The sequence below is a fragment of the Rhodopirellula europaea 6C genome, assembly GCF_000338295.1.
Taxonomy (GTDB): domain Bacteria; phylum Planctomycetota; class Planctomycetia; order Pirellulales; family Pirellulaceae; genus Rhodopirellula; species Rhodopirellula europaea.
The window spans coordinates 1-19,759 of the sequence record NZ_ANMO01000202.1 but is presented as its reverse complement, the minus strand read 5'-3'; the positions used below and the strand labels follow the sequence as shown (position 1 = coordinate 19,759).

Below are 19,759 nucleotides of genomic sequence, written 5' to 3'. Positions count from 1 at the left end.
GATTCATCGTGATCGAAACAAACTTAGAATATCACCATCGAGAAAGACGATCTTGGTGACGTCGATCGAAACAATAGGCAGCCAACCAACAATTCGCAACGAAGCGAATTGGCGGATTGAAACTCCAGAAAACGAAGATCAATCCCCCCAGAGGTGGCGAGGGGCTTCAACCTGAGTATTATACGCGAATGAACACTTCATCCTCTCCGATCTCGTCTCCGCTTGGCTCGCCAGCGCCGGTCACGCCAGGTTTGTCGGCTGGAATCCAGACACCTGAACCGCAACCGAGCCGGCCGGCCTCCGGTCCCGACCGCCTCGAAGAAATTTCGGTGGTGATACCTGCGATGAACGAGGAGGCGTCATTGGCCGAACTTCACGGGCGCATCCTCGATGTTTGTGAACAACAAAACGTTCGCGTTCAAATCGTCTTCGTTGATGACGGATCGACCGACAAAACATGGCAGAAGATGGTCTCGCTTTGCGGCACCGCATCGGACCAATCCCATTCAACCAGTGCGTTGCGTTTGCGTCGCAACTTTGGAAAGGCGGCTGCCCTGAGTGCCGGCTTCTCCGTCGCTCGCGGGTCGATCGTCTTCACGATGGATGCGGATCTGCAGGACGACCCAACCGAGATCCCTCGCTTCTTAGAAAAGATCCAAGGCGGACTCGATGTCGTCAGCGGTTGGAAGCAAACTCGCCATGATCCTTGGCACAAAGTACTGCCCAGCCGAGTCTTCAACGCGCTGGTCAGTTCGCTGACTGGTGTTCGGTTGCACGATCACAACTGCGGCTTCAAAGCCTATCGCCGAGAAGTCTTGGCCGAAGTCGACCTGTACGGCGAACGTCATCGGTTCATCCCAGTGCTCGCATCCGCCCGTGGTTTTCGAGTGGGCGAGATTGTTGTTCAGCATCACGCTCGACAACACGGCGTGTCGAAATACGGCGTTTCGCGACTGGTCAAAGGATTTTTGGATTTGCTCAGCATCCATCTCGTGACCGGATACGGTCGTCGACCGCTTCACCTGATTGGCACCGCTGGTTTGCTGTGCTTCGCGGTGGGCTCGGTGGGAATTACCTACCTGAGCATCAAATGGGTTTGGTCCCGCATGGGCGAGGGCGACGTCCTGCACCTCCATTCAACCGCAATCTTCTATTACTGCATCCTGGCCGTCCTGCTTGGTGCCCAATGCGTACTGGCTGGATTGCTGGCCGAGCTGGTGATTTCCGTCGCCGCGGCTCGCGACCGCAGAGAAATGATGAACATGAGCGACGCTCAAACAAATTCCATATTGAACACTGACGATCATTCTCGTCTTCTCCCCAATGCATCGGGATACAGCGTTTCGGATTGGGCCGGCTTAGGCGAACCCAACCATCAGTCGACTTGGTCGCGTGATGTGGATTCGACGGGGCCAATTCACGATGCGTAAACACGAGATACCGCGACAACATCGTCGCAACACCTACGCGATCATGATCGTCGCGACGCTGGCGATTGTTGCCGGACGTATCGCCGTCGTCTCCAGCAAAGAAGGCGACACGGCGTTCCTGAGTGCAAACGATCGCAGCCGTTGGTGCACGGTCGCTTCGCTGGTGGAAGAACACACTTTCGCGATCGATGGCCCCATTTCGATTCGATCCGAAGACGGCAAACGTCGGCCTTGGAACACGATCGATAAGGTGCGTCATGTCGGCTCTGACGGCCAACTGCATTACTACAGCAGCAAGCCAACTTTGTTGGTCACGATGGTCGCGGGCGTTTACGGCGTGGTGCACCACACGACCGGTCTGACGATGACCGAGCAACCGATCTATGTGCCTCGGTTGCTTTTGATGCTGATCAACCTGCCAGTGCTCGCGGTATTCTTGGTGACGATGGCGTTGATCGTCGAACTGATCGGCGCATCGGACTATGCGAGACGAATGGGAGTTGCTGCCGCCTGCTTTGGCACGATGATGGTTCCCTTTGCAATCTCGTTGAACAATCATTTATTCGCCGCAGCGGCGACTTCGTTGACGCTTTGGTTGTACCTCCGAGCTGCCGACAAGATGAGCGATTCGTTCTCTGGAATCACCTACCACCCCAAGCTCGCCCCTTGGGTTGTCGCGGGAGCCTCAGCCGCTTTCGCGGTTGCCTGCGAACTGCCCGCCCTTTCCATGTTGGCTCTTTGGGCGGTGTTGTTTGGCTGGATGAATCCTCGATCGATTCCGGGTTTTGCTTTGGGTGCCAGCGTTGTCTTGATCGGAATCTTCGCAACCAACATGTGGGCTCACGGCAGCCTGCGTACACCATACGCCCACCGAAGTGCAGGCGAACAGATCGAGGTGATCGAACTTCCCTCCACACCGTCGATCAATCAAATCGATGTGTCGTTGTCGCACAGCGAAACGCTTCGGACCGCGACTCAAATCGACCTCCGTGAACTCAACGAAGGCGGTTACGAGGTCATCGCTGAGCAGAAAGACGCGAAAGGGAATCCAGTCCAGACCCAATACAAACTGGCTCGATCCGGTTCTGGATGGTCCTTGTTCGTTTGGGACGACTGGTACGACTACCCCGGAAGTTACTGGCGGACAGACAAACGTCGCGGGGTCGATTTGGGTGAACCCAGCCGGATCGCGTACCTGTTTCACGCGACTCTTGGTTACTACGGTATTTTCTCCATCACACCGCTTTGGTTCCTCGTTCCCGTTGGCATGGTCGCGGGATGCCGTCACGGTCCCGGCTACATGCGTCGACTTTCCGCTGCGATCGCACTGGCGAGCGTCGTGTGTCTGCTCTTTTACGTTGCACGTCCCGAAATCGACCGAAACTATGGTGGGGTCAGTGTTTGCTTCCGCTGGATGCTCTGGTTTGCTCCCCTATGGCTGTACAGTCTGGTTCCGGAGCTGAGTTCGCTGAGTGAAAAGATCCAAGGCCGGTATTTCACGCTCGTGCTGCTGGCCGCCAGTGCATTTTCGGTTTCGACCAGCCTGTCCTCCCCCTGGCAGAGCCCCTGGATCTACCGTTTTGCGAGCTTTTTGGGGTGGTTGGGCGACGAAATGACCCGGTAGGATCGAGCCCAACGCTCATCCGTGTCTCAAGGAGGAGACAGGCCTTTGACCGAACCGGGTCAGGAAAATCCGCCTCGCCGCAAAGCCGGCCGTTTCAAAACGGCAGTGGTATTGGTGATAACGTGCGCCCTGACAGGTTTCCTGATTCAATCATTGCTGCCTCAAACCGTCGGTGAACAAGCCCGGCGTTACTTCGAAAAATCGCTCGCCGAACACTACGCGGATTGGGATGTAACGATCCAGCGGGGCACGTTCCAAGCCGGAACCGGATTGATCTTTGAGTCGATCGAGATCAGCCCCAAAACCAGCCGAGCCAACTTGGTTTCGAAATGGTGGTCGCAACAGCCCGCGGTCAAGATCGAACGCCTCACCGTTTTCGCTGACCTGGATCCGCAAAAGTGGATGTCAGGAGACAGCCCTCTTTCGACGCGACGCATCGCGATTGAGGGTGTCGTCGCGAACGTGCAAGTTGCCAAGGACAATGCGATTTCGTTGGAGACCCTCTACCCGTTACCGCAAATGGGACCGGCCTGCCCGCAGATCGATCTGTATGGCGTGGTAACAAACGTGACCTTCGAAGCGGCCGCTTCTCGCGGATCCTCAGACGGCAACGTTGAACCGGGAAGCACTTCGGCGGCAATGCAGCCGATCCAACTTCGATGGTCGGACATCGCCATCTCAACCGAGACAACAAACGACGGTGCGGCACTGATTGCAGGAACATCTCGCGAACGCAAAATGGTGTTCGCTCGCGGCGACAGCAACTTCAGCGGCCCAATCGAATTGGCGTACGACAAGTTGCTGGAAGGAACCAACGAACAACTGCGACTGAAGACGACGATCAAGGACTGCCACATCGATGATGCGATCATCGCGAGAGTCCGTTCGCGAATCTCCAAATGGCTGCCGGCGAAAGCGCGCGTTCGCTTGCATGGTGACCTCTCCGCCGAATACACCAAACAAAACGAGACAGACCAATTCGAACTCGACTTGGTGGTGCACGATGGCAACTTAGACGACCCTCGCTTGCCATCCAAAATTCGCCAAGCTCGCGGACGAATTCAAATCACGCCTGAACAAATCAAACTCTTTCCAACGCAAGCCAATTTTGGCGACGCCCATTGCACGCTCCGCGGCACCGCGGCCCTGGTTCGTCAATCTCGCACCAGCTTTGACCTTGGACCGACGGACTTCCACTTCACAGGAGAAGGCCTGACACTTGATCGCCCCTTCGCGGAAGCAATGCCCGAAAAGCTGCATGACCTTTGGCAGAAATTCCAAGCTCACGGACGATTGAACCTGCGTGCCCACGCGACCAATCCTGCTCCACTTCGATCCAAAGCATGGACTTTGCAATCAGAAGTCGACATCCGTGGAATCGATGTGCAGTTCGACAAGTTTCCCTACCCGGTCGAACAACTCGTTGGCACGATCCGAATCGACAACGGGTTCGCCACTGCCGAACAACTCACCGGACGCGCCGGTGGACAACGAGTCAATTGCGGCTTTCGTGTTCCAGTTCGACTCGATCCCGACGCTCCCAAAGTTCATACCAAACAAGTCACGATCCAAACGGAAGGATCGGTCCTGATCGACGATGCCCTGATCACATCGCTGACACCTCGCGAAGCCCAATCGAGCGACCAAGGCAGCGTATCCGCGACCACAGGTGAGTTGATCGAAACCAGCACGTCCCGTTCGGTATCCAAGGTTGAGCAGTTTGTTCGTTCGTTGCGTCCACGCGGCGTGATCGAGTGGGCCACAGCAACACTGGAAACTGACGCCAACGGAAACTCATCCCGTCAGTTTGATTTTCGGGTCTCTGGTGGAACGCTTCGCTACGACAAGTTCCCCTATCCTCTCTACAACGTCGAAGGCCGAGTACAGATCAAAGACGATCTGGTGCGAATGATCGGTTTCACCGCCAACAACGCTGGTTCGGCAAAGGTCGATTGCAATGGCCTGTACCGGATTCCAAATCCAACCACAGCGACCAATGCGGATTCGGAATTGAACCTTCGTTTTCAAATCGCGGATTTGTCGATGGACCAATCGCTCCGCGTGTCACTGCCCGAATCAACACGACATATTTGGGACTCACTCTCACCAGGCGGAACACTGGACCAATTGGATGTCCACATCCATCAGTCCGGCACCAATCCGCTGGACTTGACGTTGGTTGCCGATCAAAACGATTCCGGTCAAGTCACCCCCGACTCGCTCAGCCTTCGTCCCGTGGCGGTCCCTTACCGCATCGACATCGTCGGTGGTCGTGTCGTGTACCGAGACGACGAAGTCCGTATTAGCAACCTTCGTGGTCGACATGACGGTTCGAGAATGGTTGCAGACGGAACATGCACTCAACATCCATCAGGTCGTTGGTTGTTGGCGATGGATCTGCACAGTGGCTGTCGCTTGGTTCCCGACGAGGAATTGATCGCAGCGATGCCGGAACAAGTCGGCCGTGCGATGCGAGCTCTCGACCTGCGTGGTCCGATCAGCCTCCGCGGTAAAACCAATCTGCTGATGGCGAACGATGACACATCAACACCCGTGATCGATTGGGACCTATTGCTTCAACTGGAAGGCAACCGAATCGCGGACGTTGGCCCGGTCCATTCGTTACGAGGCGAGATCCAAGTGCAGGGCGTCCGCGATGCAGAAGTGCTGCAGGCGGTCGGAAACATCGCTTTGGATTCCATGCATGCGTATGGATTGCAGATCACGTCGTTGCGTGGCCCGTTCTCGATCACCAACGAACAACTTCGCCTGGGTGAAAACGCACGACTGCCTTCTCCAAACCCCGATCCAAACGGCAGTGGTGTGCCGATCGTGGGTGCTTTGTTCGGAGGCAAGGTCAGTCTTAGCGGTGGCGTGCTGCTTTCTTCAGGTGACTTCGAAATCGATGCCGCTTTGGCCAACGCACAAATCGCGACTTGCCTCGCCGAAATCGGTCAGCATCGCACCGGCATCACCGGACGCTTCGATGGCGACTCTCATTTGGAGGGACGCTTGGGTGATCTGGATCTGCTGAAAGGCAACGGCCGCGGCAGTGTCAGCGGCGCTAACTTGTACCAGTTGCCATACCTTGTTCAGGTGTTGAACTTGCTTCGCATCAAAGCCACCGAAGACGTTGCCTTCACGAATGGGGAGACCGAATTTTCGATCTTTGGTGAAGACTTGAACTTCAACCGCTTGGTGCTCTGGGGCGATCTGGTGGCACTCGAAGGTGGTGGCACGCTGAGTCGTCGCGAACACCTCGACATGTCATTCAACACGCGAGTGAGTCCGCAGAACTTGTTCAGCAAAGTCATCAACCCGCTGCGAGACAATCGCTACACGCTGTGGACAATCGAGGTTGACGGACCAATCGAAGCTCCCACGATCCGCAGAAAATCGCTCAGTGGGATTACACAGACCATGGAAGATTGGTTCCCTGGTATGGTCCGTTCCACCACAGCGAATGGCGGAAACGTTAACCGATAGCTTCCGCTGACCATTCGACCATCGAGATGAGGTGCAACTGCGCAACTCGCACAGTCGTTCCAGGAGCATGGCGATCCTTCCAACACTCGACCAAATCCGTCCGATCATCGAGAACTTCTCTTCGACCTGCCCCGGAAATTTCTGATCGAGCATTGGAAGGATATTCGGTTACTCGTCAACCTGGACCGTTGATCTTGATACGGAACCACGCAGGGCCATTGGGCGTTGGAAGGAACGGCCGACTTCCGCCGAGTCAAACCGGTGATAGCGGTCCAAAAGTTTCTCGACGATGCGATGCTCCCCTACCACGGCGGTCAACTCAGCGGTCCCGTTAACGCCAAAAGCGGACAGCAGATGGCTTCGTTCAAATTCGATCAGTCGTTTTGAAACCTTGTAATTCGCTGCAATCGCTTTGGTTGGCATCCCTTCCATTACGCAGTTAAGCACCTTGCGTTGGCGTTCGGTCAAACCATCGATGATTCGATTGCGTTTGCGATATGCCTTTTCCATTCCCACTTGGAATCGGTCCCAGTCAATCGCTTGGCGAATGTGGTCGCGTAGCGAACCGGTGAACTTTTGCAAGTTGTCCGCTGACTTCAGCACAACTGTCCAGGCACCATTTTCAAATGCGTGAACAACGGTTTCGATCGGCAATTCGCCAGCAACCAAAATAAGCGGAGCACTGCAATCCGCTTCTGAAAGTGTCTTTTGAACCCGCTGAAATCCGTTTCCGATTAACTCAACGTCCACGACCAAACAGCCAGGCCGTTCCAACCGATCTTCTGAGATCCATTCCATCAGTTGATCGCTCGAAGAACACGTTATGACCGACCAATCTGCGTCATTCTCAATCGTCGACCTCAGGTCGATCGCTCCGGTCTCTCCGTTTGTTGGTCGAGCCAATAAGAAAACTGCTGCACTCTCGTCCGCAGAATCAATCACGGTCAGCCCTTTCCCAATGCTGGGATATCAAAGCCCAGGAAAATATCGAAAAACGCCACCTCCCCACTCACGAGTACGCGGCAGCGCTGAATACTCAAGGCTAACACCTCGCTAGGCTTGCGTAACGGATGCTTATCGCGCAACAAAGTGCGCATTATCGCACTTCGACAGCGACATCCGAAAGTTCCTCACGCCCAGAAATGCACGCGTGTACACCACCAGGGTTAGAAAGCTAGTCCGCCTGGTTTTGATCTTCGACTCACCATGAAGCCTCAAATGAGTGCTCATTGAGAGAAGCATCGGTGCGTACGCAGCAGCCCGTCTGACTTGAGGCAAATTCAGGACGACCGAGGTGGACGTAGCCCATCCATTGCGACCGGAAGAAACCGCAGGACAATTGAGACGATCGCCCGCACCTGATTGCGGTGGCGTCATGCGCACTGAACAACGCGGGCGCGCGACTGCCGAGAACACCAGTCAATTACACGTCCGCCGCCCGCCGACATTCTTCACCGAATACGCCACCGACTAGGCGAAGAGCGAGAAAGCGATCCTCGCGGTCCATCGATCCCGCGAGCAAACTTCGCCGCCAGTGGTATCACCATCACCAGCAATATCACGGCGTGTTGCGTCAAATTTCATCATCCGATTCAGCGAATCTCGATCGACGAATCGACAAACATTGGCCTAGGAAACCAATTCGGCGGAGTCCGTGGAAGCTTCGGCGGCCTTCTTTTCACTCGTTCGACGGCGACGCTTCTTTGGCTTCGTGATACCCCATTCCTTCGTCAGCATTTCAAACACTTCCGGCGTTTCATAGCGAACGATATTTTTGCCTTCCGGCATCGGTCCAATCAGGCCACGGAAAACCGGCATCCCTCGAAGCGCGAGGTCCGTGCTGCAGTCATCGATCCCGACTTGCTCGTGATGATCCGTCAAAGGATCGAGCGATGTGTAGTCACGAATTTGAAGAGAACCATCTCGGCCGCGAGCGACAACGCGAAAAGTATCTTTTTTGGTCATGGCGGAATCATTCCGTTGGAGAGGTGAAAGCAAATCAATCCGATGGCGGCGAAAATTGGGAGGTCACCGCCGCGAAGCTGATTTCATCGGTGCCATGAAACTTCTATCGACCATCGATGATGCAAACCCAAAGAACTGGTGATTGCCCGATGCACATGGAATCGCCGCTTTGTCACGCGTGACCGTTCGAACAGGCCCCCTCCGAACAATCCTCGCATTTGATTCCATCGGTCGACCGTGTTTCGCTACCGTTGACAACGCTTGCGAAGCCCTCACACATCAGGATTTGCCATTGCCCTACCGTGCCCTGTTTCAACAATCCTCAACGACAGACGCGACCTAATCTTATGCCCAACTCGAAATACATCGTCGTCGGCGCCGGTGGCGGCATCGGCACCGCACTTTGCAAGCAGCTTGTCGCGGCTGACCATCAAGTGATGCTGGTTGGTAGGAACGAAGCAAAGCTGCAAGCACTCGCCGACGAACTCCAACAACCGTTTCAGGTGTGCGATGCAACTGATTGGGACGGACTGGCCGGAGTCGCGGACCACACGCTCGAACACTTCGGCGGACTCGACGGCGCGGTCAATTTGGCTGGATCGATCCTTTTGAAACCAGCTCACCTGACTAGCAAAGACGAACTGCAATCAGTGATCGAAGCCAATTTAATCACCGCATTCGGTTTGGTTCGTACGATCGCCCCACGCTTGAAAAAACAAGGTGGCGGTTCGATCGTTTTAATGTCCAGCGGTGGTGCAGCGATCGGGCTGACCAGTCACGAAGCCATCGCCGCCGCGAAGGCTGGCGTTGCCGCCATGGCGCGAGCCGCTGCGGCAACTTATGGAGCTAGCAACGTTCGCATCAACACGGTTGCACCGGGATTGGTCGAAACCGAATTGACCACGAGGATTTGGCAGAACGAACGTTCCGCTGATGCGAGTCGAGCCATGCATCCGATGGGTCGGCTTGGTAAACCAGAAGACATCGCATCGATGATCGCGTGGCTCCTGGCTCCTGAGAACTCTTGGATCACCGGGCAGGACATCGCGGTCGACGGCGGACTAAGCTCGATCAAATCAGCCACTCGCTAACTCGAGCTGCATCCGCAAATAACTTCGCGACTCGGGCGATTTCAAGCCTAACTCCGAAGCCAAATCCATGACTTCCCCGCGAGCCTTTTCGACCGCCTCGTCGCTTGGTGAACGTTCATGCAAGACTCGTTCGATCTCTGCAAATTCGCCCAAGCCTTCGACCTGGTCGATCGTGACGGTCATCGGGTTGGTGGATCCTAAGTGAAACGTTTCCCTCTGCTTGGTCACCGTCGCGACCTTGCGAAAACCGAGTCGATCAAACAGCGTTTCCATCGACTCGCCAGTTGGATCACCGGGATCCAAACGCCACTCCAATTCTTCGCGTGCCTTCACCGCCCCCGGACGCTTGGAGCCCTTGTAGGTCACCAGCGGCGTTCCATCAATTCGGCGAACCCGCAACGCTTCCCCGGACTCGGCGAAGTCACGTGACGGATGGTTGTAATACGTGTCTTGGTTTTCATTTTTCGAGACCAACACCGCGTCATTCTCCGCCAATCGTTCTCGCAGTTCACTAACATTGGCGACGCGAAATTTCAGTTCGATTTCAAACATCCGTACAATTTTGCTTTCGGTGAAAGTTCAATTTTAAAATCGTTTCCGGGGTTTACATTCAGCATTCATCGAACATTCAAACGTACCAAGAGAGCGGGGCTGCCTTCGCTGGTAACCCAGACGTTTGAATTTGAATCGACCGCGATCGCTTCAATTTGTTTCAGCTTTGGTAAATCAAACGCCACGGGAGTTTGTGACATCTGAGTCTTCAACGTTTCGTGATCCGCCTTGGCAAACTTGATGGCTTGCCAATAGGTCGAAACCCAAACATCACCTGTGACCGGATCGCGATCCGCGGCGGTGGCCAATGCGAGTGGCACCCGCTGAATCAACTCTGCAACGAGATCATCGTTCGATCTTCCGCTGGAACCATTCGCCAAAGCAACTCGATAAAGCCCCACCCAAGGCGTGAATCGCTTGCACAAAAACATCAATCCTCGAGAGGACTCATCAAACCAGATTGCTTCGCAATCGTGAGCCCCGTCTGGGTATCTAACGCGAAGGACCTGGATTTCTTCGCGATTCACAACGCCCGACTTTCTGGGATCCATCTCATCTATCACCAGCAATTCAATGTGATCGCGCCGTTGTTGATTGTCACCTGAATCAGCGATTACCAGCCTCGCTGGCCCACCGACATTGGCAGCTGGAAGCATTGCGAGGTCTTCCCAGTCGACCGCAGTGACGCCCTGCAAATGCCATTGCCCCGTTGCCTCTCCGGTCTTCGCATCAAACGCAAACAACCTAGCTCGATCACCCGAATCATTATGCGACCAAATGCAGCTTGAATCTTTCGTCGAAAAGACCATTCCACTGCTTTCGGTTAAGTCTTTGTCAGCCAACTCAACCGAGGCAACCGCAGGTTCTTCCGCCAACAGATTGGCCTGCGTCGCGATGGCGACCAGCAACCATACAAACAACGCTGAACGGAAGTGGAATCGACGAATCATCACAAACGTTTCCTTGGCTCAACAGTCCGGAACAGAAAAGACTTCACCGGAGTTAGGCGTTATTCGAAGCGGTACACGCTCCAAGCATTCCCGAATGCCCGATGCTGTCTGATGCAATCCATCATGAGATGCCAAAGCTCCGGTGACCGCAACTCGTCCGATCCCCGACTGCACGACCTCCTCGACGTTTTTCAGTCCAATGCCGCCAATCGCAAAGGCCGGTAGAATGTGATCGCCCGTTCGTTCCGCCTCGCTAACCTGCTTCAAAAATTCACAACCTGGAAAGTGATCGAACGACTTCGTCTTTCCAGGGAACGTCGGCCCACAGCCGATGTAGTCCGCACTGGTTCGAGTGGCCTCTCGAACCTGCTCGATGTCATGAGTCGACAAACCGATCAAACGATCCCGCCCCACCACGCGACGTACTGCATCCACGGGCACTTCTTCCTGTCCCACATGAACCCCATCGGCATCCGCCGCCACCGCGATGTCGGCTCGGTCGTTGATGATCCACAAAATGCCATGTCGTTTCGCAATGACCGCTCCCAGACTGGCCTGCTGATACAAAGCCCGATCATCAACGCTCGAATCACGAAGCTGAATCACATCAACTCCGGCATCGACCAACTCACCAATCCGTGCTTCCAAACATTCCGCGTCGGGCTCACAAGCGATCAAGGCATATAACCTCGCCTCGCGAATTTTTCGCGAACGAACGTTCACACTTGCGACCTTTAATTCCAAATCGCGGAACGTGGCGTAGCACTGGTAGCGAATGGACTCGATAATGGCCGCGAATCCGGGATTCGTTGTCTTTCCGTACTCTTCCAAGCATCGCAACGCTTGCTGGGTCCGAGTCGCTGCGGCAGCAAGCACCGCAGACAGATCTGCTCGCGACTGCTCACCTGCAGTCGTCACCCCCGTACCCACGTCCCCCGGTGTGTCGCGGGATTCGATCAATTGCAACCGGTTCCAGCGTCCCATTGCGGCCGCCAAATCATGGCGATGCGTCTTCAGACAATCCGTCAGATTACGATCGTCTAAGATAAAGCGAGCGAACTCCTCGAGCGTCCGAAGCCCTTCGCCTGCACGATTCGCATTGGCATCCAAGATTCGCAACACGGTTCTGGATTCGGCATGCGTCATTCGTCTCGTTGCTCGCTCTGTTTGTTCCACTTGAATCTCACCTCCCGTCCCTCCATCCACCTGACCGCCCCACCATGACCCTCCGTCGTTTCAGCATCCTCACCGCCGCCGTCTTGTCGATGGCAGCTTTCGCCCCATCCGGTTTATTGAAAGTCGGACATGCCGATCAACCGACCCAAAAGGCGCCGCCACGTCAAGCACGTGCGAACGATCCATTTGCCTCACCCAAAGTCGACCCAGCCCTTCCCAACGTTCTGCTGATCGGTGACTCCATTTCGATCGGTTACATGCTGGACGCCCGACGAGCCCTTGAAGGCAAAGCAAACGTATTTCGCCCCGGCACAAACTGCGGCCCCACCACGCGTGGTCTCGAGCAACTCGACTCATGGCTGGGTGACCGCAAGTGGGATGTGATTCACTTCAACTTTGGTTTGCACGACCTGAAATTCATGGGGCCCAACGGGAAGAACTTAGCCGATCCGAAGCTACCGACCAGCAAACGACAAGTCCCACTCGACGAGTACGTCGCCAACCTAGAAACGATCGCGAAAAAGTTGAAAGCCACCGGCGCGACCGTGATCTGGCGAGAAACCACTCCGGTTCCCGAGGGAGCCAGCGGCCGATTGCCCGAGGACGGACCACGCTACAACGAAGCCGCCGCCAAAGTCATGGAATCGGTCGGTCGCATCCAAACCGATCCATTTTACGACTTCGCGATGGAGCACGCGTCCACACAGCGAAAAGCCAACGTGCACTACACGCAAGCCGGCTCCCAACTGCTCGGCGAACACGTCGCCGAAGTCGTCGCAAAGGCGATCGCAAAATAACACGCTCAGTGCGGCCGAGGCTTCCAGTCACTGGATCAACACACTGGGAGCCGAGGCAGTGGTACCAAACCCGATACTTAATCGCATTTTGGATTCTCACAACTGAACGCGAAACAGACTGGCCAGCTTCTTCCCCAACAACGAAAGAACTGGCCAGCAAACCCATCCCCACCCCAATGCCATCAAGAACACGGTGATGGGATCGATGGTCCACGTCACGGACATTCCCACCGCACACAATGTCATCGACGCCAACAAAATGGCGACGGGAAAGCGAAGCACAAAGAAGACTTTTCTTGGCTGCTATGATTCGATCTCACTTGTTTGCTGGTAGGGGTTTGGAAGCAACACGCCACCATCTGAATTGAGTTGGAACGGGTCCAAACGTCACGCACGCTTCTTCTGTTTCGAACCGCGTGACGAACTCGATCAATCCGTCAACCAACTTGGTTCGCATTTTCCAACCTGAGAAACTAAAAAGCGGAGGTCCGCAAATGCTGACACCCGCTTCTTTGTATGAACAATTTCTTCTGGCAAACTCGGTTCTAGCTGGAGTGACGTCAAGCAATTTCGAACTCAAGTTCGTCGTCGACGTTGCGAGAAATCAGCAGGAACAAAGCTATTGCTGATTCAAAGCTTCTTCCATCGCATCGTTGTATTCGTCTTCCGTCATCCCATCCATGGATGATTCTTCACTGACGGGAGGCGCTTCAACAACGCTACTTTCTTTTTCACAACCAACTGGAATGGAAAACAACAGGGCAGCGACTGCCGCGAGTGCGAGCTTTTGCATGACAATGGATTCGCTTGAGTAAAGAGACAACGTTCGACCAAACGGAACTTCAACAGAAAGTTGTTCGCCGTCTTGTTGAAAATGACCTGAAACCAAACGTCATGGCAACACGCAAATCAACAACAAAGATGCGTAATTTGCATCGTTGCGACGCTCTTTTCTCGCGGGGTACGATTACATCCCCTACAGAGGCGTAAAGGGGCTTGGCAAGCCCGTTCTTCTTTTTCGTTACTTTTCTGAGTGGAGATACCGCATGAAATCCCAAACGCAGAAGTCCGCTGGGTTCACACTGGTGGAACTCCTGGTCGTCATTGCGATCATTGGAGTCCTGGTTGGACTGCTACTGCCTGCCGTGCAAGCGGCCCGAGAAGCTGCACGCCGCATGAGTTGCAGCAACAATTTTAAACAGCTGGGTTTGGCCCTGCACAACTACCATTCCGCATTCAACCAGTTGCCGGTTCAGGGTGGTGGCACGGGAATTGGGCTGCAAAATAATCGATGGTGGCAGAGAGGCCACGATGCTAACCATGAATGCTTGAGTGCATTGGTTGGACTGACATCGTTCTTCGAACAGCAGGGGCTTTGGGAGATGATCGCAAATCCCAGCACATTGACGGTTACCGGTGCGGCACCTCCCGGAAACACGGGACTGACCAATCCACCGCGCTGGCCCGCGATGGGCCCCAACCCGCGGAACTACGCTCGTAATCCAGGATATATCCCGTGGGCAACCGATATTCCGACGTTGCGCTGCCCCAGCGACCCGGGCAAGGGTCTGCCTGCTCTCGGACGAACCAACTACGCACTGTGCCTAGGCGACTCACCTGGTCAACAGCACCACCAAAGCCGAAACGGAAATCTCACACCACGTACGCAAAACTGGGCCATTGGAAACTACAACTCCGTTTCGCGAGGAGTGTTCATGATTCGCCGATCGGCCCGTTTCCGTGATATTTTGGATGGCTTATCCAACACAATCGCAATGGGCGAAATCATCACCGACCTAGGCGATCGAGACAAACGGTCGGCTGCCTCATGGCGCCGTCAAGGTTCCAACGCGGTGAACGACAACCCATTGTTCTGCGTTGACAACAATGAAATTGATCCTGACCGACCACTGTTCTGGTGCAACGGCGGCCCCAACTGCACGGACCCTGCGGTACTGAGTTCCAACAACCACGAGGCTCGTGGTGCCAACTGGGCCAACTTCCGTGCGATGTGCACTCAAATGTTCACAGTCCGTCCACCCAATGCAGAACTCTGCGTGGGCACGTGGATTGACAGCAGTGGCACTCACACTGCAAGTAGCCGACACCAAGGCGGAGTTCACGTCTTGCTGACCGACGGAGCAGTGAAGTTCATCACTGAATCGGTTGACGCTGGCAACCAGAGTGCTGGAGCGGTTCGTCGCAACCAGCCTGGTCCACGTGCACCGGGTTCCGCTAGCCCATACGGTCTTTGGGGAGCACTCGGGACGAAAGCGTCTCGCGAGACGATCGAAATGGAGTTTTAGCTTTTAAGACTCTGATCTATTTCACAACCAGTTTTCAAAGGAGCCTTCTCGAACACTTTCGGGAAGGCTCCTTTTCGTTTCAGATTGTTCAGTCGCGTTTGCAAGCAACATCGTCTCATTCTTCACGGACGCGAATCCAGTGATCGTGAAAGCGAAGGCCCTCATCCATCTCGAGCGGCGGCATATGGCATCCGATGCAGCCGCTGTCAGTAGAAACGCTGCAAACCACATGCTCGGTGTTCTGATTGTCGTGGCATTGGATGCAGGCGTGAATGTGCTGGTCTTTCGCCACCGCTTGTATAGTTTGGTGGGGGTTGTGACAGGTTGTGCATCTCATCTGCCCATTGGATTCCAGATAGCAACGGCTTCGAAGCATCCCGACGGGCTGAAAACGAGCCAGAAGATCCGGATACTCTCGAACTTCGCGTTCGGAAAGATTCTTGGGCAACCGATGGCAATCCCCACAAAGCTGAATTTCTGATTCACCATCCCAATCCTCTCGCCCAACGGAGTACTTCGGCGGCGTGGGCGTATTCCGGGCAACGCGAACGTGTTCGCTACCAGGCCCATGGCATTTCTCGCAATTCACATTCGCAACCAAGCCCTTCACGCTCGCATCCACCACTTCGCCCTGAGTGGTGTGACAATCAACACATCGCTGCAGTGGTTCACCACGCTGCATATCACCAAATAACTCAAGGGCATTGCTCGGGATCTTCTTGGAATGCCCAGGAGTGATGCCGACCCTCTCGTTGTGATAGCAAGTGACCCGATGCTCGATTCCCTCGGTCTGTCCATCGGCTGATGTTGTCAGCGTCAACATCGTTTGTGCATGCTGTCCTGATCCTAGGGCGTACTGAAGCGGAAACGCCTGTTGGCCAAACTCTGCGGGAAGACGCACATACAACGCCTGTTGGTCATCGGCGAAGTATTCGTAAATCCCGTGATTTGCCCCGCCGTCGAACTTCGTGTCGGCAAAAATTTCGGGCAGGTCTGTTTGAGAAACCTGGTGAAACGTCGATGCATGACCATGATTGGCATGCAAATCAAAGTTGGTCTCATGGCATTCGCGACAGACCTTCCGTCCCACGAACTTGGCATCCGCACCGGTTTGATCCGATCGCTTCGCGTCACCGAATTGGGTCAACGAGACCTCCGGATGTTGCAAATCGAATGTACCGATACCCGGCTCATTGCTTGAAATCAACGTCGCTGAAGCCACAACCAAACCAGCGACTCCCATTCCAATCACTCGGATGTTCAATTTGGCAACCACAATTAACTCGAATCGCATGAACGTCTTTGCAAAGCCTAGCCTCTGCTAGCTGACCTTTAAAAAGATTCTAACACTGATCCCACCAACGGTTTGACGACTTGTCGTTCAAGTCGCAACCACAAGACTTTGGTCCGCGTGAAAGCGAGAAGTGTACAATCGAAACCAGGGTTCAGCAGAAACGCCGAGAACAACGAGACCAACGCATCTCGTCTCGCTAAGTCTCGATTGAAAAATACAACTGACAAGTAGGTGCAACGAAGGTGCTGTCGTCTCAACCAAATATGTATCGGAGTTTGATCCTTCGAATTGGAAACGCAATCGCGCTTAACGCTGTCGGTTTGATGAAGGCTTGCTTCGTTTTAGCACCAATATTCTTCATTACAGGCTGCCATACAGAGAACTCTGAATCTGCTTCAAAGCGAGCGGCCTCTACCAAAACAGACAGTCACCGGAACGGGGCGTCTCCCGAAATCGCAGGAGCTACCAAAGAACCAAATCCAGAATCAAAGACTCAGCCTTCCACGTCACAAGTTGATAAAGAAGAAACACCCGAGATCGACGTGTTCACGTTGCACAATGACGCTGCGGTAGCGTTGCAGGCAGACGATCACGACAAAGCCTATCAGCTCGCACGTCAAGCCATGCGTATCGCACCAAGCGACCCGACCTCCGTCTTTCTGATGGCTCGAGTCCTAGGGAGACGCAACCGCTTTCCGGAAGCAATCCAAATGCTAGACAAGCTGGCACTAACCACTCCGGACGCGAGACTTCCTGTGTTGGGGCAGACTGCCCAGTGGATGGTTCAATTTGGAATGTGGAAGGAAGCCGAGCAGCGTTTTCAGACTCTTTTGCAGGAAGCTCCCGACGCGACATTGGTTCACCGCAAGCTTGCCGAGTTGTTTGTCCGGCAAGGGAGAGCTTCCGAAGCAACCGAGCATTTAAAAACACTTTGCAGGCTCGGCGACATAGAAGAAATCGAACTTCGTCATTTGCTTGCTGGAGGACAACCGCTTCATGGTGACACTTCGCTCGATGAGCTTTCTCCAATCGGGCATCGAGGAAAAGCCATGTACGCTATCAGTCGAGAGGAGTGGGAACTGGCTAGAACTGAACTCGAAGCACTTGAATCACGTTCCGCTGAAACGCTATCGATCCTGGGACGCGTCTACGTCCACCTCGATGACAATGATTCGCTGAACAACTGGAGGGAAGAAGCGACCCAAAGTGAATTGCCTGACTCTGAATCGTCTTTTCCTAAGGGAGCAATCCTTGCAGGACAGGAAACTCACGCTACTGCGGTTCGGCTACTATGCAAGGCGGTGTTGTTCGATCAGACAGACAGCGATGCCTACCGTCTGCTCAGCCACTCCTTGTTGGCGGTCGATCGACCAAACGAATCGAAAGACGCCGCCAAGCGATTTAAGCTAATTTCTGAAACAAAGCGTATCGGTCGCGAGATGTCTTTGACCGAAGACCGCGACGACAGCAAGTTTCAAAGCCTGATCGACAGTCTCGACGAGTTGCAGCGTCCCTGGGAATCCTTGCATTGGAGCAGTGTGCGTCTGGCCTATGCAAAAACAAACAACTCACTGACTGAAAACGAACTTGATCGCCTCGCATCCCAGATTAAAGAACGCAGCATCAAACTCAACAGTGAGGGTTGGATCCCAGACCGCCAATTTGTGACTTGTGGGATCGACCTGGATTCTCTTGAGCAGACCGACTCACCAATTGATACACTGCCGCGAAAGTAATCCGTGCGAAGGGACTGAACTGGGTGTTGAAGAATGAGCTGGACAAATTTTCTGCTGGCTCTCATCGGAGGCATCCTTTGCTGGGTGGTATGGATTGTTTTGGCCGATGCCACTCGGACCGATCCGGTGGTGATCTCGACGGGCTCTGAGCAGGGCATCTACTTCCAAGTCGGAAAGGAGATCGGCGACTCGTACATGAATCGCCACCAGGCGATCCGCTGTGAAGTGATCCCGAGCGAGGGAAGCCACCAAAACGTCGCCCGCCTGCAAGATGGGACGGCGGACGTTGCGATCGTGCAGAACGATGCCGTTGCCGATGAACGAGTTCGCAGCTTGGCGATTCTTTACACCGAAGTGCTGCACTTGGTTTGCCGGAAGGATGCGGACGTCGAATGCCTGAATGACCTGACAGGACATTCGACAAGTCTCGGTTCGCGGTCGGGAGGGACCTATTCTTTAGTAGAAGAATTGCTCCGATTCTCCCGGGTCGAAATTCCGGCGGAGCACCAGCGGAACCTGGGGTTTTCTCAATCAGCCGAAGCATTGCGTTCGGGCGACCTCGACGCGGCTTTCTTTTTGGTGGGCCTCGGATCCGAAATCATCGAGGACTTGATCGCGAGTCCTGAATTTGAACTGGTACCGATTCAAATCCGCGCTGTGGGAAGCGAAGGAACCTTCGTTTCAGAGCGGGCATTCATCGACGGATTCCGCACGCACTACCCTCACGCGAAAGTGGCCGAAATCCCGTTGATGTCATACGAAGGGAGCCCAACCGGTCCAATGCCTTCTGTCGGCATCGGTGCCGTTTTGGCTTGCCGTGCCGACTGGGATGAAGAACTTGCCAACGATTTGGTTCAGACCATTTTTGCTCATCGCGCGGTCCTCGGGAGGAAGATCTCACTTCTCAGTGGACTCGACGAACAATCCAGTCAGACCCAATTGCAGTTCCCACTTCATCGCGGAGCGGAGGCTTACTTTCGCAGGAACGAGCCCGGGTTCCTGGCCGAGAACGCCGAGTCGATCGGGGTGTTGATCACGGTCGCGTTGCTGCTTGCCAGTGGCTTGCATGGGACCAAGAAATGGATTGATCAGAGACGCAAAAACCGAGTCGATGTTTACTACGGCCGAGTCCAACAAATCCTCGATTCGATTGGACACCAACGGGTTTCCGATTTTGGCGCCGCACTGCTAGATCTGGAAGAAATCGAGTCGACCACGTGCCAAGAACTGATCGAAGAGCGACTCGATGCAGACCATTCATTTGTCATCCTGCAGAACATGATCAGTCGCTGCCGAGCCGAAATCGAACGAGCCGAAACGGCCACGGGGCGAACCTAAAGGATTCCCAGGGG

General features: G+C 54.6%; 16 protein-coding genes. 8 read left to right on the top strand and 8 right to left on the bottom strand.

What is annotated here, in order from left to right:
- Positions 1-188: 188 nt before the first annotated feature.
- From RE6C_RS20385 to RE6C_RS20375, 3 genes are read left to right on the top strand one after another with little or no spacing between them, the layout of a single operon-like run.
- Entirely contained in the window at positions 189-1,430 is a 1,242-nt protein-coding gene (locus RE6C_RS20385; RefSeq protein ID WP_008659625.1) for a glycosyltransferase family 2 protein, read from the top strand.
- On the top strand, positions 1,423-3,054 hold the full coding sequence (locus tag RE6C_RS20380) for a hypothetical protein (protein WP_008659624.1): 1,632 nt from the start codon (positions 1,423-1,425) through the stop codon (positions 3,052-3,054). The genes RE6C_RS20385 and RE6C_RS20380 overlap by 8 nt, the downstream gene beginning before the upstream one ends.
- A gap of 45 nt (positions 3,055-3,099) precedes the next feature.
- On the top strand, positions 3,100-6,540 hold the full coding sequence (locus tag RE6C_RS20375; RefSeq protein WP_008659622.1) for an AsmA-like C-terminal region-containing protein: 3,441 nt from the start codon (positions 3,100-3,102) through the stop codon (positions 6,538-6,540).
- A gap of 168 nt (positions 6,541-6,708) precedes the next feature.
- Here RE6C_RS20375 and RE6C_RS20365 read toward each other — a convergent pair whose 3' ends face one another.
- A complete protein-coding gene (locus RE6C_RS20365; RefSeq protein WP_236618378.1) occupies positions 6,709-7,338 on the bottom strand; it encodes a response regulator transcription factor in 630 nt (209 codons plus the stop codon).
- A gap of 831 nt (positions 7,339-8,169) precedes the next feature.
- Positions 8,170-8,505, bottom strand: a complete 336-nt coding sequence (locus RE6C_RS20360) for a hypothetical protein (RefSeq protein WP_008659615.1) — start codon at positions 8,503-8,505, stop codon at positions 8,170-8,172.
- Positions 8,506-8,852: 347 nt separating this feature from the next.
- Here RE6C_RS20360 and RE6C_RS20350 point away from each other — a divergent pair, with 347 nt between their 5' ends.
- Complete coding sequence (locus RE6C_RS20350; RefSeq protein ID WP_008659611.1) at positions 8,853-9,596, top strand: SDR family NAD(P)-dependent oxidoreductase; 744 nt, start codon at positions 8,853-8,855, stop codon at positions 9,594-9,596.
- On the opposite strand, the gene cyaB is transcribed toward RE6C_RS20350, so the two are convergent.
- The 3 genes from cyaB to RE6C_RS20335 all read right to left on the bottom strand — a co-directional run bounded on the left by cyaB (position 9,582) and on the right by RE6C_RS20335 (position 12,244).
- A complete protein-coding gene (gene cyaB / locus RE6C_RS20345) occupies positions 9,582-10,148 on the bottom strand; it encodes a class IV adenylate cyclase (protein WP_008659609.1) in 567 nt (188 codons plus the stop codon). The two genes, RE6C_RS20350 and cyaB, sit on opposite strands and share 15 nt — an antisense overlap.
- 65 nt (positions 10,149-10,213) lie before the next feature.
- The gene (locus tag RE6C_RS20340) at positions 10,214-11,098 is read right to left on the bottom strand and encodes a hypothetical protein (RefSeq protein ID WP_039962768.1); all 885 of its coding nucleotides are present in this window, start codon (positions 11,096-11,098) and stop codon (positions 10,214-10,216) included.
- 18 nt (positions 11,099-11,116) lie between these two features.
- Positions 11,117-12,244: a thiamine phosphate synthase gene (locus RE6C_RS20335; RefSeq protein ID WP_008659605.1), complete on the bottom strand. Its 1,128-nt coding sequence runs from the start codon at positions 12,242-12,244 to the stop codon at positions 11,117-11,119.
- A gap of 74 nt (positions 12,245-12,318) precedes the next feature.
- Here RE6C_RS20335 and RE6C_RS20330 point away from each other — a divergent pair, with 74 nt between their 5' ends.
- Positions 12,319-13,071: an SGNH/GDSL hydrolase family protein gene (locus RE6C_RS20330; RefSeq protein WP_008659604.1), complete on the top strand. Its 753-nt coding sequence runs from the start codon at positions 12,319-12,321 to the stop codon at positions 13,069-13,071.
- A 96-nt stretch (positions 13,072-13,167) separates the two neighbouring features.
- On the opposite strand, the gene RE6C_RS20325 is transcribed toward RE6C_RS20330, so the two are convergent.
- Positions 13,168-13,353 (bottom strand): hypothetical protein, encoded by a 186-nt coding sequence (locus RE6C_RS20325; RefSeq protein WP_008662828.1) that lies wholly within the window; start codon positions 13,351-13,353, stop codon positions 13,168-13,170.
- Between the two features lie 337 nt (positions 13,354-13,690).
- Positions 13,691-13,864: a hypothetical protein gene (locus RE6C_RS33015; RefSeq protein ID WP_236615367.1), complete on the bottom strand. Its 174-nt coding sequence runs from the start codon at positions 13,862-13,864 to the stop codon at positions 13,691-13,693.
- A 253-nt stretch (positions 13,865-14,117) separates the two neighbouring features.
- On the opposite strand from RE6C_RS33015, the gene RE6C_RS20315 reads away from it, so the two are divergent.
- Entirely contained in the window at positions 14,118-15,377 is a 1,260-nt protein-coding gene (locus RE6C_RS20315; protein WP_008659593.1) for a DUF1559 domain-containing protein, read from the top strand.
- 115 nt (positions 15,378-15,492) lie between these two features.
- Here RE6C_RS20315 and RE6C_RS20310 read toward each other — a convergent pair whose 3' ends face one another.
- Positions 15,493-16,671 (bottom strand): multiheme c-type cytochrome, encoded by a 1,179-nt coding sequence (locus RE6C_RS20310; protein ID WP_236618377.1) that lies wholly within the window; start codon positions 16,669-16,671, stop codon positions 15,493-15,495.
- A 542-nt stretch (positions 16,672-17,213) separates the two neighbouring features.
- Between RE6C_RS20310 and RE6C_RS20305 the strand changes: the two genes are divergently transcribed.
- Positions 17,214-18,407 (top strand): tetratricopeptide repeat protein, encoded by a 1,194-nt coding sequence (locus RE6C_RS20305; protein WP_236618376.1) that lies wholly within the window; start codon positions 17,214-17,216, stop codon positions 18,405-18,407.
- A 33-nt stretch (positions 18,408-18,440) separates the two neighbouring features.
- Positions 18,441-19,745 (top strand): TAXI family TRAP transporter solute-binding subunit, encoded by a 1,305-nt coding sequence (locus RE6C_RS20300; RefSeq protein ID WP_008659590.1) that lies wholly within the window; start codon positions 18,441-18,443, stop codon positions 19,743-19,745.
- Positions 19,746-19,759: the final 14 nt, after the last annotated feature.

Bases quoted from the DNA above. Each gene is read 5' to 3' on its own strand.
- RE6C_RS20385 (WP_008659625.1), top strand. From the start codon at position 189: ATGAACACTTCATCCTCTCCGATCTCGTCTCCGCTTGGCTCGCCAGCG.
- RE6C_RS20380 (WP_008659624.1), top strand. From the start codon at position 1,423: ATGCGTAAACACGAGATACCGCGACAACATCGTCGCAACACCTACGCG.
- RE6C_RS20365 (WP_236618378.1), bottom strand. From the start codon at position 7,338: ATGGAATGGATCTCAGAAGATCGGTTGGAACGGCCTGGCTGTTTGGTC.
- RE6C_RS20360 (WP_008659615.1), bottom strand. From the start codon at position 8,505: ATGACCAAAAAAGATACTTTTCGCGTTGTCGCTCGCGGCCGAGATGGT.
- RE6C_RS20350 (WP_008659611.1), top strand. From the start codon at position 8,853: ATGCCCAACTCGAAATACATCGTCGTCGGCGCCGGTGGCGGCATCGGC.
- cyaB (WP_008659609.1), bottom strand. From the start codon at position 10,148: ATGTTTGAAATCGAACTGAAATTTCGCGTCGCCAATGTTAGTGAACTG.
- RE6C_RS20340 (WP_039962768.1), bottom strand. From the start codon at position 11,098: ATGATTCGTCGATTCCACTTCCGTTCAGCGTTGTTTGTATGGTTGCTG.
- RE6C_RS20335 (WP_008659605.1), bottom strand. From the start codon at position 12,244: ATGACGCATGCCGAATCCAGAACCGTGTTGCGAATCTTGGATGCCAAT.
- RE6C_RS20330 (WP_008659604.1), top strand. From the start codon at position 12,319: ATGACCCTCCGTCGTTTCAGCATCCTCACCGCCGCCGTCTTGTCGATG.
- RE6C_RS33015 (WP_236615367.1), bottom strand. From the start codon at position 13,864: ATGCAAAAGCTCGCACTCGCGGCAGTCGCTGCCCTGTTGTTTTCCATT.
- RE6C_RS20315 (WP_008659593.1), top strand. From the start codon at position 14,118: ATGAAATCCCAAACGCAGAAGTCCGCTGGGTTCACACTGGTGGAACTC.
- RE6C_RS20310 (WP_236618377.1), bottom strand. From the start codon at position 16,671: ATGCGATTCGAGTTAATTGTGGTTGCCAAATTGAACATCCGAGTGATT.
- RE6C_RS20300 (WP_008659590.1), top strand. From the start codon at position 18,441: ATGAGCTGGACAAATTTTCTGCTGGCTCTCATCGGAGGCATCCTTTGC.